Origin of the sequence: Blastopirellula retiformator, from assembly GCF_007859755.1 — a bacterium.
GTDB classification, from domain to species: domain Bacteria; phylum Planctomycetota; class Planctomycetia; order Pirellulales; family Pirellulaceae; genus Blastopirellula; species Blastopirellula retiformator.
In genome coordinates, this window is sequence record NZ_SJPF01000001.1 from 1,197,030 (window position 1) to 1,211,801 (window position 14,772).

General features: G+C 60.3%; 13 protein-coding genes. 4 read left to right on the top strand and 9 right to left on the bottom strand.

Annotated elements, in window-relative coordinates; translation table 11 throughout:
* Window positions 1-44: 44 nt before the first annotated feature.
* The 7 genes from gcvPB to Enr8_RS05025 form a co-directional block, all read right to left on the bottom strand.
* On the bottom strand, window positions 45-1,499 hold the full coding sequence (gene gcvPB / locus Enr8_RS04995) for an aminomethyl-transferring glycine dehydrogenase subunit GcvPB (RefSeq protein WP_146429487.1): 1,455 nt from the start codon (window positions 1,497-1,499) through the stop codon (window positions 45-47).
* Window positions 1,492-2,859, bottom strand: coding sequence for an aminomethyl-transferring glycine dehydrogenase subunit GcvPA (gene gcvPA, locus Enr8_RS05000; protein ID WP_146429488.1), 1,368 nt, complete (start codon window positions 2,857-2,859; stop codon window positions 1,492-1,494). Before gcvPA ends, gcvPB begins: the two co-directional genes overlap by 8 nt.
* Before the next feature lie 124 nt (window positions 2,860-2,983).
* On the bottom strand, window positions 2,984-3,379 hold the full coding sequence (gene gcvH / locus Enr8_RS05005; RefSeq protein WP_146429489.1) for a glycine cleavage system protein GcvH: 396 nt from the start codon (window positions 3,377-3,379) through the stop codon (window positions 2,984-2,986).
* A 27-nt stretch (window positions 3,380-3,406) separates the two neighbouring features.
* Window positions 3,407-4,510 (bottom strand): glycine cleavage system aminomethyltransferase GcvT, encoded by a 1,104-nt coding sequence (gene gcvT, locus Enr8_RS05010; protein WP_146429490.1) that lies wholly within the window; start codon window positions 4,508-4,510, stop codon window positions 3,407-3,409.
* Between the two features lie 387 nt (window positions 4,511-4,897).
* Window positions 4,898-5,857 (bottom strand): bestrophin family protein, encoded by a 960-nt coding sequence (locus tag Enr8_RS05015; RefSeq protein ID WP_146429491.1) that lies wholly within the window; start codon window positions 5,855-5,857, stop codon window positions 4,898-4,900.
* Window positions 5,858-6,040: 183 nt separating this feature from the next.
* Window positions 6,041-7,762, bottom strand: a complete 1,722-nt coding sequence (locus tag Enr8_RS05020) for a DUF1559 family PulG-like putative transporter (protein WP_186767438.1) — start codon at window positions 7,760-7,762, stop codon at window positions 6,041-6,043.
* 143 nt (window positions 7,763-7,905) lie between these two features.
* Complete coding sequence (locus tag Enr8_RS05025; RefSeq protein ID WP_146429493.1) at window positions 7,906-9,366, bottom strand: lipase family protein; 1,461 nt, start codon at window positions 9,364-9,366, stop codon at window positions 7,906-7,908.
* 319 nt (window positions 9,367-9,685) lie between these two features.
* Between Enr8_RS05025 and Enr8_RS05030 the strand changes: the two genes are divergently transcribed.
* From Enr8_RS05030 to Enr8_RS05040, 3 genes are all read left to right on the top strand, one after another.
* Window positions 9,686-10,294 (top strand): superoxide dismutase, encoded by a 609-nt coding sequence (locus Enr8_RS05030; RefSeq protein ID WP_146429494.1) that lies wholly within the window; start codon window positions 9,686-9,688, stop codon window positions 10,292-10,294.
* A gap of 502 nt (window positions 10,295-10,796) precedes the next feature.
* Window positions 10,797-11,804, top strand: a complete 1,008-nt coding sequence (locus Enr8_RS05035) for a hypothetical protein (RefSeq protein ID WP_146429495.1) — start codon at window positions 10,797-10,799, stop codon at window positions 11,802-11,804.
* A gap of 252 nt (window positions 11,805-12,056) precedes the next feature.
* Window positions 12,057-12,719 (top strand): carbonic anhydrase, encoded by a 663-nt coding sequence (locus Enr8_RS05040; protein WP_246119949.1) that lies wholly within the window; start codon window positions 12,057-12,059, stop codon window positions 12,717-12,719.
* A 99-nt stretch (window positions 12,720-12,818) separates the two neighbouring features.
* Here Enr8_RS05040 and Enr8_RS05045 read toward each other — a convergent pair whose 3' ends face one another.
* Together Enr8_RS05045 and Enr8_RS05050 are read right to left on the bottom strand one after the other, a co-directional pair.
* Complete coding sequence (locus Enr8_RS05045; RefSeq protein ID WP_146429497.1) at window positions 12,819-13,037, bottom strand: SPOR domain-containing protein; 219 nt, start codon at window positions 13,035-13,037, stop codon at window positions 12,819-12,821.
* Window positions 13,038-13,207: 170 nt separating this feature from the next.
* Window positions 13,208-13,534 (bottom strand): DUF6793 family protein, encoded by a 327-nt coding sequence (locus Enr8_RS05050; RefSeq protein ID WP_146429498.1) that lies wholly within the window; start codon window positions 13,532-13,534, stop codon window positions 13,208-13,210.
* Between the two features lie 342 nt (window positions 13,535-13,876).
* Between Enr8_RS05050 and Enr8_RS05055 the strand changes: the two genes are divergently transcribed.
* Window positions 13,877-14,713, top strand: a complete 837-nt coding sequence (locus tag Enr8_RS05055; RefSeq protein WP_186767439.1) for a tetratricopeptide repeat protein — start codon at window positions 13,877-13,879, stop codon at window positions 14,711-14,713.
* Window positions 14,714-14,772: the final 59 nt, after the last annotated feature.

Consider the following 14,772-nt stretch of genomic DNA (forward strand, 5'->3'; position numbering starts at 1 on the left):
CGGTGGGAAGCGTTTTCTATCAGGCGAACCGCCATCGCACTCGCCTAGTTGCAAACGGCCCGCAGGCAGGGCTGACGCGCCGCCGCCACTTCATTCGGACGGCTGATCGGCGTCGTGTGGGGCGCTTCGTGCAGCAGATCGGCCGACTCTTCGGTGATGCGGAAGAGGGTTTCGACGAAGGCGTCGAGCATCTCTTTGCTTTCCGTTTCGGTCGGTTCGATCATCATCGCTTCGGGCACCGTCAGCGGGAAGTAAACGGTCGGAGCGTGATAGCCGTAGTCAAGCAACCGCTTGGCGACGTCCATCGCGGTGACGCCTTTCTCCTGCTTCAGCTTGGCCGCCGAAGCGACAAACTCGTGCATGCAGCGAGTCCCGTGCGGAACCGGCATGAAGTGCTTCACCTTGCTCAACAGGTAGTTGGCGTTCAGCACGGCGTTTTCCGACACCGCCTTCAGACCATCGGGCCCGTACGACAAGATGTAGCAGTAAGCCCGGACGAGCACGCCGACATTGCCGAAGAAGGTGCGAACGCGACCGATCGAGTTGGGGCGATCGTAGTCGAGACGATACTTGTCGCCTGCTTTGACTACGATTGGCGACGGCAGGAATGGGCCCAGCTTTTCGGCGACGCAGATCGGACCAGCGCCAGGACCACCGCCGCCGTGAGGGCCGCTGAAGGTCTTGTGCGGGTTGTAGTGCATCATGTCGGCGCCGATGTCGCCGGGACGCGAAATCCCCAGGACCGCGTTCATGTTGGCGCCGTCCAGATAGATCAAACCGCCGGCGGCGTGGACCGCGTCGGCGATCTCGGCCATCTGCGTTTCAAACAAGCCGAGCGTGCTTGGGTTGGTGATCATGAAGACGGCGACCTGGTCGTTCAGCTTGCTGCGGAGGTCATCCATATCGACCGCGCCGTCGACCGTTCTGACGGTGACCGCGGTGAAGCCCGCCATCTGGGCGCTGGCCGGGTTGGTGCCGTGCGAGCTGTCGGGCGAAAGGACCAGCTTGCGGCTCTCTTGTCCGATCGAACGGAAGTAGGCGGCGGCCGCCATCAGCGCGGTCCATTCGCCATGGGCGCCAGCGGCAGGTTGCAGCGACACGGCCGGCAGACCCGAGATCTCCGTCAGGAAGTCCTGCAGCTCAAACAGCAACTGCAACATTCCTTGCAGCGAATCTTCGGGCTGATACGGGTGCAAGTCGACGATGCCCGGCAGCGAAGCGAGACGCTCGTTCCGCTTCGGGTTGTACTTCATCGTGCACGAACCGAGCGGGTAGTAATGCGTATCGACCGACATGTTGAGGGTCGACAGGTTGGTGTAGTGCCGCACCACTTCGGGCTCGGCCAGTTCCGGCAATGCCGGCGGATTATCGGCCAGCGCGTCGGCGGGCAGCAGCTCGCTGAGCGGGGTTTCGGGGACGTCGCACTTCGGCAGAACCACGGCGCGACGACCCGGTTGCGAAAGCTCGGTCAGCAGCTGGGTAGAGCGGGTATTACGCATGGATCGTCGTCCGGTTGGTAGTCAGGGCCAAAGTTTTCACAAGACCGTCGATCTCGACGCGAGTTCGTTTTTCGGTCACGGTAACCAGGAAGCAGTCGGCCAGTTCGGGGAACCAGGTTCCCAGGGCGACGCCGGCGAAGAAGCCTGCTTCGGACGCTTCGGCCAACACGGTGGCGACGTCATTTTGCGTATCGCGGACGACGAACTCTTTGAAGAACGGCGTGTCGAACGCCAACTCAAATCGCTCGTGCGAGGCGATCTGCTGGGCCGCGTAGTGCGACTTGCGGGCACACAACTCGCCCACTTCTTTCATTCCCTGCGGTCCCATCAGGGCCAGGTAGATCGAAGCGCGAAGGGCGAACAACCCTTGGTTGGTACAGATGTTGCTGGTCGCCTTTTCGCGGCGGATATGCTGTTCGCGCGTTTGCAGCGTCAGCACCCAGCAGCGCTTGCCGCGGCGATCGGTCGTTTCGCCGCAGATACGGCCCGGCATGCGGCGGACGAACTGCTCGCGGCAGGTCATGATGCCAAGATAGGGACCGCCATACTGCATCGGCGAACCAAGAGCATGTCCTTCGGCGACGGCGATATCGGCGCCCAGGTCGCCGGGACGCTTCAGCACTCCCAGGCTGAGCGGATCGAACGACTGAACCAACAGCGCGCCTTTGGCGTGGGCGATGTCAGCCAAGGCTTGCACTTGCTCGGGCGAGCCGAAGAAGTTGGGCGACTGGACCACGACGCAGGCGGTTTGGTCGTCGACCAGCGCTTCGACTTCGGCCGGATCGGCCGTGCCATTGGTGGTCGGCGCGACGACGATTTCCAGACCGAGCGGACCGAAGTAGGTCTCCAGGATCTGGCGATACTCGGGATGGATGCTGCCAAGGACGACGATCTTTTCATGGCGACGAACGGTGTTCATGCTCATGATCACCGCTTCGGCCAGGGCGCTGCCGCCGTCGTAGAGACTGGCGTTGGAGACGTCCATGCCGGTTAGTTCGCAGATCAGCGTCTGATACTCGAACATCGCCTGCAAGTTCCCCTGCGACACTTCCGGTTGGTAGGGAGTGTAGGAGGTGTAGAACTCGCCGCGGGACGCGATCGCATCGACCGCCGCGGGAATGAAGTGATCGTAGCTTCCGCCCCCTAAGAAACAGACCTTGTCACCCGGGCCTTGGCTTTTGGCGGCCAGGCTCGACAAGTGTTGCGTTAGTTCCAGTTCCCCCATCGCTGGCGGCAGGTCGAGAGGACGACCGAGACGCAGTGACGGCGGGATTTGCTCGAACAGCTCTTCGATCGAAGCCGCGCCGATCGAGGCGAGCATTTCTTGCTGCTCTTGGGGAGTGTTAAATAGGTAAGCCATGTTCTCTCGCGTTGGTCCATATTTGACGTTGCGTGATCGCTGACAAAGGAAAGAGACGCCTCGAGCGGCGCCGGCCGCAGCGTCAACTGACGGTGCGACGCTGGCGATCGCGACAGGAAGTGGACTAGCCTTCTTCCTGGCACTGCTTTTCGTAGGCGGGCTGGTCCAGCAAGTTGGCCAGGCCGCTGTCGTCCGTGATTTTGATCCTGGCGATCCATCCGCCAACGTAGGGGTCGTCGTTCAGCGATTCCAGTTTGTTCGGCAGCTCTTCGTTGACGGCGATCACTTCGCCGGTGACGGGAGCATACACGTCGCTGACCGCTTTGACCGATTCGATCTCACCAAAAGGCTGACCGGCGGTCGTTTGGGCGCCGACTTTCGGCAGTTCCAAGTAGACCAGGTCGGTCAGCGCTTCAATCGCGAAGGCGCTGATGCCGACGGTCGCCACTTTGCCGCCGTCTTGTTCTTCGACGAAGGCCCATTCATGCGTTTTCGCGTACAGCAGTTGGGAAGGGTCCACGTGGAGAGTCTCCTGAAAATTCTTTTTTTAGGTGCGAGGACGAGTGTAAAAGGGAAGCGGCGCGATCTCGGCCGTAATTCGTTTACCGCGAATATCGATTTCTACCGCGGTGCCGACGGTCGCCACGCTGGGGTCAACGTAACCCATCGCGATCGGCTTATTGAAAGTAGGTGAGAACGTACCGCTGGTCACTTCGCCCACTTGCTTGTCGCCGATATGAATCGTGCAGTGCTCGCGGGGGACCCGACGATCGCCGCAGGTCAAACCAACGCGAACGACGCTGGGCGCCATGTCGCGGGCCGCTTCGATCCGGTCTTTGCCAAAGAAGTCGTGGTCGTACGAGACCCCAAACGCCAGGCCGGCGGTCAGCGGATCGATCGATTCCGACAGTTCGTGGCCATACAGCGGCATCGCCGCTTCGAGCCGCAGCGTGTCGCGGGCGCCCAATCCGCACGGCAATCCACCAAGCGGTTTGGCGTTTTCCAGAATCTTGTCCCAGATGGCGGTCGCGGCGGCGGCCGGCACGGTCACTTCGACCCCGTCTTCGCCGGTATAGCCGGTCCGGCTGATCAGGGCGGACTCGCCGCAGAGGGTACCAAGGGCGCCCGAGTAGTATTTGAGCTCGCCGATCGCAACGTCGCACAGCGGCTGAACCGCTTCGATCGCTTTAGGACCTTGGACCGCGATCATGGCGGTTTCGAGCGTGTGATCGGTGAAGACGACCCCTTCGGCCGGCAGGTGCTTCTCGATCCAGGCGGCGATCTTCTCGCGATTGCCGGCGTTGACGACCAGCCAGAAGTATTGCTGATCGGCTTCGCCCAAGTTGTAAATCAAGACGTCATCAAGGATTCCGCCTTCTTCGTTACAGACCAGGCTGTAGCGAATTTTGCCCATCGGGACGACGGAAGCTTTGCGAGTGAGCAGCTTGTCGAGGAACTCGCCAGCGCCAGGCCCATCGAAGCGAAAGCGGGCCATGTGGGAGACGTCAAACAGCCCGGCCGCGGTGCGGGTGGCGTTGTGTTCGTCAATGATCGAAGAATATTGGACCGGCATCTCCCAGCCGCCGAAATCGACCAGGCGGCCGCCTGCGGCGTGATGCCAATCATTAAGAGGCGTTTTGGCGAGCGTCATCTTGCTCCAGGGTGGTTTGAGACCAATGGTTTTCCGCAGGATACAAGGCAACTGGGGCACGGCGCGAGACGCAAGTTCTGATGGTGCGCACGGCCAGATCGCTCGCCGGTCACATGGTTTGCGACCGAAGAGGAAAGGCGCCCAGCGTCGTGCTCGGGTGAGAGCGACGCTCGACAATGCTCAGATGCCAATTAGCGAAAGATCAACTATTGGCAAATTGTAACCCACTGCGCCGAGGTTGCTAGGGGCGAAGTGGTGTGTGGTTTGCCGTTCTTTTTGTGGAGCATAAGCCGAATGGGCGAAAAACCGCGCGCTTTGCGCATGGAAACGCCCAGTTCGCGGCGCGGAGCAATTGCGATCAGCGAATCTCTTCGATAGCGGTTCTCACTAGATCAAGAAATGATCGACCGGCTTGACCGGCGGCGGAACAAGCTCTGGCGGTTGTTCCGAGAGTTGGCGGATGTTGATTTCGATCATCGTGGACAACTGCAACAGCGGCAGATCGTTGTCGTCGGTGCTGAACGGCTGTTCGATTTCGTCGCCGACGGCGTCGAGGCCCAGAAACGCATAAGCGACCAGTGCGACCACGACCGGCGTCAGCCAACCGATTCTGTCATGGAGGCCGCACGGCAGCGCCAAGCAGTACAGCACAACGGTGCGGTGAGTCAGCACGCTGTAGGTAAACGGGATCGGCGTGCTCTTGATCCGTTCGCAACCTCCTTGGATCGCCAGCATCTCGGTCAGGTTCTGATGCAGCAGCGGGAGATGAAAGACATTCAGCCGTCCGCTTCGCCAAGCGTGATTCAAGCAGCGCGAGATTCGATCGGCGATCGCGGCCGGCACGTTGTCTTGCGCCAGGTAGCTGTCGGCCTCGGCGTCGTTTTTTAAGCGCTGACGCAGTTCGGCGGTCGCGTCGGTGTCGCGCAGCCGATGTCGGAAGGCGTGGACGTAGGCGATGATCAGCCCCGTAATCCGATTCTGATCTGGCTGCTGTTCTCGCGGGGCGTCGGGATCGCTGTCAGCGTTCTCTTCGCCGATCAGTGAGTTGACCTGCATCGTAAAGGTGCGGCAGACGTTGACCATCCGGCCCCACAACTTGCGTCCTTCCCAATAGCGATCGTAGGCGGCGTTGTTGCGAAAGCCGAGAAAAATCGCCAGCGCCAGGCCGACCACCGTAAACGGTTCCATCGTCAAGCTATACGCCTGGGTTGGAAAGAATTTTGCGATGACCGTGATCACGACCGAGAACCCGACCACCACGGCCAAGCGAGGCCATGTGCGATCCATGGTCGTGCCATGGTACGCAAAGATCATGCGGATCCAGCTATCTTTTTCGGTGATGATCATCGGCGGCGCAGCTCGTTGGAATAAGGATCATTGGCAAGCCGCCTAGGATAGCCGAGATCGTCCGCCTCCGACAAGCAATTCGAGCGAAGAAGTCGGCAGACTGGCGACGGTAGAATCGAAAACGAAAAAAGCCGCGTGCCCAACGGCGACGCGGCTTTGCTTTGTTCCGAAGACGTGGCGACCTTATTCCGCCTCGTCCCAATTGACCACGTTGCCATCGTTGCGCTCGATCAGGTTGCGCATCGTTTCTGGTTTCAGCTTTTTGGTCGAGAACTGGCGAACGCTGCCGTCGACTAGGGCCGCCGAGAAGGTTCCTTCCGGGTTGAGGTTGGTGAGCCCGCGAAATGGGTTTTCGGGGTCGTAATCCCATTCGTCCGGCTTGGTCCAAATGACCGCTTCCTCCGGCGCCACGTTTAAGATCAGGATCGTGTTGGACGTGCCGTCGGTCATGTCATGCATGCCGAGCGTTTTGCCAGGTTGAAAAGAGGCTTTCTCGCCGGCTGGTACGACATAAGTCGTCTTCGTGGGATCGTCCAGTGGATGGACGGGGTCGATATAGATACTCGGCATCTTCTCGACCAGCTTGATGTTGTGCTCGCTATCCCACGGCTCATCCAGATGAAACTGATCGTACAGGGCTCCATATTCCAGGTAAGGAAGCAGGTAGACGCGCCACGAGAGGAGCGGCTTTTCCGGCGTTTTTCCATCCGGAACGCCGGCGGGAGGGAACTTTCCAAAGGTGTCGTGAAAATTGTGCATCCCCAGAGCGAACTGCCTTAGGTCGTTGCGTCCATGCGTCTGCTTGGCCGCCTGACGAGCCGCATCAATCGCCGGCTGCAGCGCCGCGCGCAGGGTCGTAATCTGCTGATTGTCGAGCGAGATCCGCAGCTCGTCGTCGTCCATCTTCGGCAAGATCGCCTGGCGAACCATTTCGACCAACGCCGCCGGGGGCTTCATGGGGAGACTTTCTGGCCGGGTCATCAGGTCGACCCAGTTATACAGCTCCTGGGCGCCTTCTTGGGAATCGGCGTCGACGATGACGTTGACTTTGGCGCCATCGACATAGGCGAACGCGACTCCGGTGTACTCGACCTTGTCGAGATAGTACTTGGCGAACTGGCCGCCGGGGATGAATCGTTGTTCGATCATCAAGGTGCGTGAGTCGTCGTCGAGCAGTGCGATCGCCTGGATGGGGGCGGGGCCAATCGCTGCGACCGCCGCATCGAGCTTCGTCGCGTCATACGGCTTGAGATTGGCCAGACGTTCCGCTTCGTCCGGGCGGTTGACCATCGTGAACCACTCGCCATGCCGGATGAGACCTTTCTCGAGCGTTTCCGGTGGGATATCCGCAAAGCGGTCGCCGACGATGATCTTGATGATGTCTTTGTCAGAGACCGCGCCAGTCGTGTGGAAGAGGGGCGAGGCGGATATTCGCGTATTGGTCTCGCCGTTGCCAAGATCGGATTCCATCGCGTAGAAAGCGATCGCCAACTCCTTCACCCCTTTCGCAAATTCGGGGCTGTTTGCCGGGTTGGTGAACACGTCCTCTTCAAAAAAGCCGGTATCGACCTCGTTCTCTTCCATTTCCTGGAGGATCGCCTCCAGGTCGGGATTGGGCCAGTCGAGCCGAACAATGGCAAAGGTCGATTCGCCGAGGAATGGCGAGATTTCCTTGATCCAAGTCGGCGCCGTTGCGGCGGCCGGGTTGGCGGGCTGAGCGGCCGGTTTCGCGGGAGTCTCCGCAGGCGTGCTGGGCGCCGTTTCCATGTTCTTGTCGGCAGCGGCCGGGGGCGGATCGACCGGCGTTTGTTGCGAATCGGCGTCGGGCGCCGCCGCCTGTTCGACGCCAGAGCAGCCGAACGTCAAGGGAATCAACGCGAGAAACAGCAGCAAGGTACGTGGCATCTTCCGAATCCTTGTGGCCATGAAAAGTGGAGGCGAAATGGGACGCCCCTCCATGGTAGTGCATGTCGCGCGCAGATCTCAACAAGCGGCCCACAGAAAGGGCCAAAAATAGACTGTCGCTTCTCGTTGGCCGCTTGCCTGGCTTAGGCGGCGGCGCGGCGCTGCAAGGTGATCGGTTCGGCCGGCGTATCGCGCAGAATACGATCGAGCGTTTCGGCGCCTTGCCAGTCGCCGGTCATTTCGCGGAAATAGCGGGTCCACTCTAGCAATTGGCGATGGTAGGCGGCCATTTGCATCAAGTAACGTCGATCTCCGCGATGGAGCGCCATGTGGATTGTCAGCAGATTCAAGACGTCAGGGTCGTTGAAGTAGCTGGTATGCACGAGTTCTTCGCCGGATAGTTCGGCGTTGAACGCGGCCAGTCCGGCCATCAACGTCTTTTGCCCCAGCAAGGCCCGCAGTTTCGGGGCGATGTCTTTCGACTTGGAGTTGGCTCGGGCGGTGATCCGCTGGGAGATGAAGTAGGGAAGGGGGGGGATGCTGTTCACATCCGTGTCGCCGATCGGGGCGGTCGAGACGTTGCAGAGTTCGGCCGACGGACGATTGTTCCCTTGTACCGCCTTGCTGACGTATTGTCGCACGAAGTGATTAAGAATCGGACGGACGATGTAGTTGAACGTCGGCGCCACGGTCCAGTAATAGGGGATCCACAAGAAGCTGAGATAATCGGAGACGAAGATCCGGTCGGCGGCGGTCACTTTGCCGACGAAGGTGATGTCGAGATGGAGCGTCGTCCGCAGGCCGTTGATCGCTTCGTCGTCTGGAGAGAAGATGCCGAGCCAGCAACGGCCATACTCTTGGATCACGCATTGCTCGGCATGCAGCTCTTGGCGGATCCGCCGCGACTCAATCACCGGGCCGATAAAAAAGCTGGCCAACTGGGCGAAGACGAAGAACATGACGAACACGCCGGCCATCGCCAGCCAGCCCAGATGGTCGTACATCAAGTAGTCCATCAGGTTAACGTCGCGGCCCAGCAGTTCTACCTGCGTCGAGGCGTAATGATCGGGATCGAAGATCGCACAATGCATGATGCGGAACATCTGCTGCAACGACTGGCGCGCGTGACTAAGAAAAAAAAGTCCGGCGATGATGTTGATCGCATTGGCGATGCTGACCGGGTTGACGGTCCGGTGGCGTAGGAAAGGGGTACCGACTGTCGACCAGGTGCGCAGGTAATCGAGCGGAATGCCGTCGACGCTCGCCTGGCGGAGCGCCATCCAGATGATCGAGCCGCCGTGGCTATGACCGACCAGGTGATAGCCTTGGCCCGCCGCTTCAAACTGGGCGACGTATTCGAGCAGCGCTTTGGCGCCTTTAAGTCGTTCGCGTTCGTTGTTTTCGCCCGACCAGTGAAACAGGCGGCCTTGTTCCTGTAGCGAAATGCCGTCTGGCAGGCGGCTTTCCAGCTCTTGCCAGACTTCGCTGCCTCGTTGCCAGAAAGCGTCCCCTTCTTCATGTTCGCGTCCGGCGAACGTGCCATGCACCAGGATGACGACATCCTCGGGCGTCGTGGGAGGGGTGTAGACTTTAAGCTCGGACATCAAGGTTCGCCTGGGAAACGCGACAGTCGGCACGCGAAAAACGCCGCGAGAAAGTAGAAGAAGCTGGCTTAGGAATCAAGACGAATCCCTGCCATTGAGCCAAAAGCAGGGCGCCGGCGGTAGTTGCGGTCAGGCGCCGCGGCAACCAGGCGTTTGATTTCGTGGGGGCGACTTCTAGGATTGCAGCGGGCGATTGTGCCGACCCTGGCAATGGGGTAGGTTACACCGTGAAACGCTGGCGCCGTCTATGCAAGCATGGCGCCTTTTTCTTTGAAGACTTAACGTACCCCGTTCGAATCAACATAACGGAGAAGCAACTATGGCTTACACGCTGCCGGAATTGCCGTACGCGTACGACGCGCTCGAGCCGTCGATCGACGCCAAGACGATGGAAATCCATCACACCAAGCATCACCAAGCCTACATCACCAAGGTCAACGATGCGATCAAAGGTACCGAGCTGGAAAGCAAGACGATTGAAGAGCTGGTCTCGGACATGTCGGCCGTGCCGGACAACATCAAGGGCGCCGTCCGCAACAATGGCGGCGGTCACGCTAACCACTCGCTGTTCTGGACCGTCATGAAGCCGGGCGGCGGCGGCACGCCGAGCGGCGACCTGGCCGCGGCGATCGACGCCGAACTGGGCGGTTTCGAGAAGTTCAAGGAAGCGTTCTCCAATGCGGCCGCGACCCGCTTTGGCTCGGGTTGGGCCTGGCTGTCGGTCGACGGCGGCAAGTTGGTGGTCGAAAGCACCCCCAACCAGGACACGCCGCTGATGGAAGGTCGCACGCCGATCCTCGGTCTGGACGTGTGGGAACACGCCTACTATCTGAACTATCAGAACCGCCGTCCCGATTACGTCTCGGCGTTCTTCAACGTCATCAACTGGGACGAAGTGGCCAAGCGTTACGCCGCCGCCAAGGCCTAGAGCGTTTTTCTCATCGCAGTAGCGTTTCTGGCGCCGGTGAGGCAAGCTGGTCAAGGCGACCGAAGCAGGTGAATCCTCAAGATTCGTCGATGCAGGTCAACGCCGACCAGCGCGGCCGCAACCAGCCAGAACGATACAGATGGAGGAAAACCGCTCTAGTCGAGCGACCGCGACAAGCGATCCATGAAAGAGCCGTTCGCCCTGCGAGCGGCTCTTTTTTTGCTAGCAGCGGGGATTCCCATTTTCTGACCTTGACCTCCGCGAAGCGTCTCCATACTCTCCCTCCCAAGTCGGCACACAACGCGTGGTAGACTTTTCCGATAAAACGGATCGAAATGGTTAATGTGCGGGTTACGCGCAGGTCGACTTTTGGATCTATACGGAGGTCGCCGCATACCAGTCGGCAGACGAAAACAAATCACTCAGGGACGAGGCCGCAGACGAGCACAGGGACGTGCTTTCTCGTGCGATGCCGCCTCACAGAGCCAAAGGCGCGTGAGCTATGCGAGTGCGAATCGAAAAATGGACGCTAGGAGCAGCGCTGCTTGCCGCTGCCGTTGTACCCTCAGTCGGCTGCAAGAGCGGCATGAGCTGGTGGGCCAGCAAGAAAGCCCCCGACGTCTCGAACGTCGCCACATCACAAGCGCCCCCTTACAGCGCTACGGCTGTCGCCCCGTCGAGCACTTCGACTCCGGTGCAGAGCAGCTCGTCGCTAGCCCGCAACTTCAACGGTACGGTGACGCCGAACTACGCCGCGACGACTGGCGCTGCGAGTTCGCCGAGCTACAGCGGCGCCTATCCGGGCATGGGCTCGCCGTCCGCTCCGCAACAAGGTTTTTATGCCGCCTCGCAAGGGCAGCAACCGGCGTCGACCAGCTATCCGGCCGGCATGACGCAACCGGTTAGCAATCCGTACGCCGCTCAAGGCGCTGCGGCCTACACCGCTTCGGCGGCTGGGGCTGCGGGCTATCCGTCGCGCAGCAGCTACTCGCAGCCGAGCAGGACCTCGCCGAGCAGCTACGGCCAACAACCGTCGACCAGCTATCCTGGCGCCGGCGCCGTTCCGGCCAGCTACGCCCCGAGCAGCGGTTCGCAGTACCGGTCCACCACCGGCGGCAGCAGCTATCCGTCGACCGGCGGAGCAGCGAGCGGCTACCCGTCGACCGGTTCGCAGCATCCGTCGACCAGCGGCGGCAGCAGCTACCCGAGCACCGGTGGATCGAGCTATCCGTCGACCGGCAACAGCTACCAGGGCGCCAGCAGCGGAAGCTACAACAGCCCGGCCAGCTACCAATCGACGCCATCGACCCCGACGCCTTCGACTGGTTCGACCCCGCACTATCGTCCGGGCGGCACCAGCGACTACGGCAGCGGCAGCTCGGCGCCGGCCGCGACCAGCTCGTATCCGTCGACCAGCACCTCGAACTATCCGAGCACCGGCGGTTCGACCTACCCGTCGACCAGCTCCAGCGAAAGCTCGGGCGGCTCGCGTTACTCGAGCGGCTACTAAGCCTCGAGAAGCTGCGATCTCCGATTCACGAAGAGACCTCGCCCTGGTGCGAGGTCTCTCTTTTTATGCGCGCTGGTGAAGATGCCGGTTGTAGCGATGATTCGGTTGGCGGAATTTCGCACGCCCCCGGCAAGTGTGGGCTAGGTTTCATTGGTACTCACCATCCAGTCCCAATCCCACCTTCATTGAGAGCGAGCGCCCATGTGCGACCATCAGCCAACTTCCCGCAGATCGTTTGTTAAATCCGTAGGCATGGCGGTTGGGGTCGCTAGTCTCGGTGCGTTTCGTTCCACTAGCGCCGCCCAGTTGGACGCTGAGAAATCCCCGGATCAGATCCTGGCCGAGTTGAAAGCGGGGAACGATCGCTTCTCCAGCGGCAAGACGAATCTGTCGCCGCGGACTCCGGAAGACTTCGCTCGCGATGCCCAAGGCCAGGCGCCGCCGGCGATCGTGTTGGGCTGCGCCGATTCGCGGGTTCCGCCAGAGATCGTGTTCGACCAACCGGTTGGCGATCTGTTTACGCTCCGCGTCGCCGGCAATATCGTCGGGTCGGGGCCGATTCTGCTCGGCAGTATCGAGTTCGCCGTCGCCGAACTGGGCGCCAAGTTGATCGTCGTGATGGGGCACAGCTCGTGCGGCGCTTGCGCTGCGGCGATTGAGCACATCGAAAACAACGATGCGCTGCCGGGTGCGATCGAAGGCATGGTCAACTACATTCGTCCGGTTGTTCGTCAGGTGCAAGGCAAACCGGGCGACAAGTTGGTCAACGTCACCAAGCAGAACGCGATCTACAACGCTCAAAAGCTGCGCAAGCTCGGTCCGATTCTGCCTGACCTGGTGAAGAGCGGCACGGTGCAGACGGTCGCCGCCTATTACGAACTGTCGACCGGCAAGGTCGAGTTCCTCGATAGCTAGATTGATCACGATCTGCGGCGCTAGGCCGCAAGAAACAACCGCGGCGCCAGCAGTCGATGCTGGCGCCGTTTGCATTTCTTGCAGTTCGTCGCTGCCGGCTTAACGACCAGCGGCGCACGAACCGAATTCTAAAATCCGACACTGCAGGCCTTTGCTAGCAAGTTGCTGTAGGGCCGCTTCCGCGTCGTTACGCGAGTTGTAAACGTCGTGGCGATGCCAAAACATCTCTTTGGTGTCGAAATATTGAACGCGAAAATGTCGAGCATCGCCGCCAGGGACACTGACGCCAATCGTCGACTCTTGCCATTGAAGGCTCATAATAATCTCGCTCCGAAGTCCCCAAACTTACTGCGATGTTATTTTCATCGAGTTCGGATGTAGTATCCGTTAAGTCAAAATGGGACAAGAGCGGTATTTCGTAGGTTCGCGCAATTGCCAGAAGCGGCTTGGATTTCCTGCAGCGTGATTTCCTGCAGAGTGGTCCCAGCCTACCAGCCAAGGACCATGTTCGATTCGATCGCCTTGCGGGCCTTATCCAGATCGACGCCGGTTTCGTTCATGTACAAACGAATCGCGTGGACCTTATCTCCCTCCGCCTTCGACAGGCAGTCGCGGGCGACCAGGCAAGGGTCCAAGCGGTGATCGGTCAGTCCCAGGGCCGCCTTCGAGATGACCCAGCTGTTGCGAGGCCGCTTGGTCAGACGAATCACTTCGTCATTGGGATAGTTGTCGTGGACAACGACCTTGGCCTGCGTTTCGTCTTCCGCCCAGGTAATCAGAATGTGAGCGTTCGTCTCGATCTCGAACAGCGGCATGGCTGTCTCCTTTCCGCGAAAGAGCATTAACCGGGACAGAGCATCTGGAAAGTAAGATGGCGCGCCGCGAGAAGTCGGGCACTCGCATTCGTGCACCTGAACCGTACTGCTGATCTTAAGCTCTGGCCGACATCCCAGCAACGGAGTTTGGACTGCTGGCGACGCCCTGACCGCAATTTCGCCGCAAAAAGAAGGGGAATACGCGCGTTTCGTCCGCCTTGGCCGGAAAGGGCCCATGGCCAGCGGCCAGGGGGAATGTTACGGTTGACCCAGCGGCGAAATCGCCTCCGATACGTCGCCCGACTCCTTCGCAGCCGCTTTCGTCGGCAGGATGAACGCCTGGTGAAATCTCGACTTCTTTGGATCCGCACGTTGCTGGTGGCCGCGATCGTCTTCGTGGTTCTCTCGCAGTTACTTCGTCCGTCGCTCGTCGGGCAGTGGTACTGGGCGTCGGCGCTAGAGAAACTGGAAGCCGGCGAAAACGACCAGGCGATCGAACTGGGCCAGAAGGCGGTCGATTGGAGCGGCGATTCCGCCGCGATGCGAATGCGGATGGCGGAGTTGCTCTACCGCGTCGAGCGCAACGAAGAGGCGCTCGCGTTGCTCGAACCGGCGGAGGAGAGCGAAGAAGAGGACGTAACGCTACTGCCGATGAAAAACTTCCTCCTCTCGCGCATGGGAGAGCATGAGCGGGCGCTCGCCCTGGCTGACGACCTGATCGCGGCGGCGGACGAAGGAAAGTTCCATCGCCATCGCGCCCTCAACAATCGCGCTTACGCAACGGCGCTCGCGTTGTCGGACGACGCTGAGCTGCCGCCCGAGGCGCTAGAGCAGGCGCAGAAGGATATCGAAGAGGCGATCGGCATCTATGGCGCCGATGCGTCTTACCTGGACACCCGTGGGTATGTGAAGCATTTCGCCGGCGACAACGAAGGAGCGGTGGGCGATCTCAACGTTGCGATCGAGATCTACCAGTCGCTGATCAACCAGGTCGAAGAGGAAGAGGACGTCTGGGGGACGATGAAAGAGATGCGGCTGAAGCAAGCCCAAGGGATGATCGGGGTGCTCTATCACCATCGCGGCGAAGCGCTCAAGGCCCTGGGCCGCGAAGAGGACGCGAAACGCGACTTTGAGCAGGCCGATAAGATGGGATACAGCCGCCAGAAGGGACATTGGTAGTCCCTTCCAGCTGGTGGCCAATCTTTAGCTGCCTGTTGAAAAATGCCATCGTGGCATTT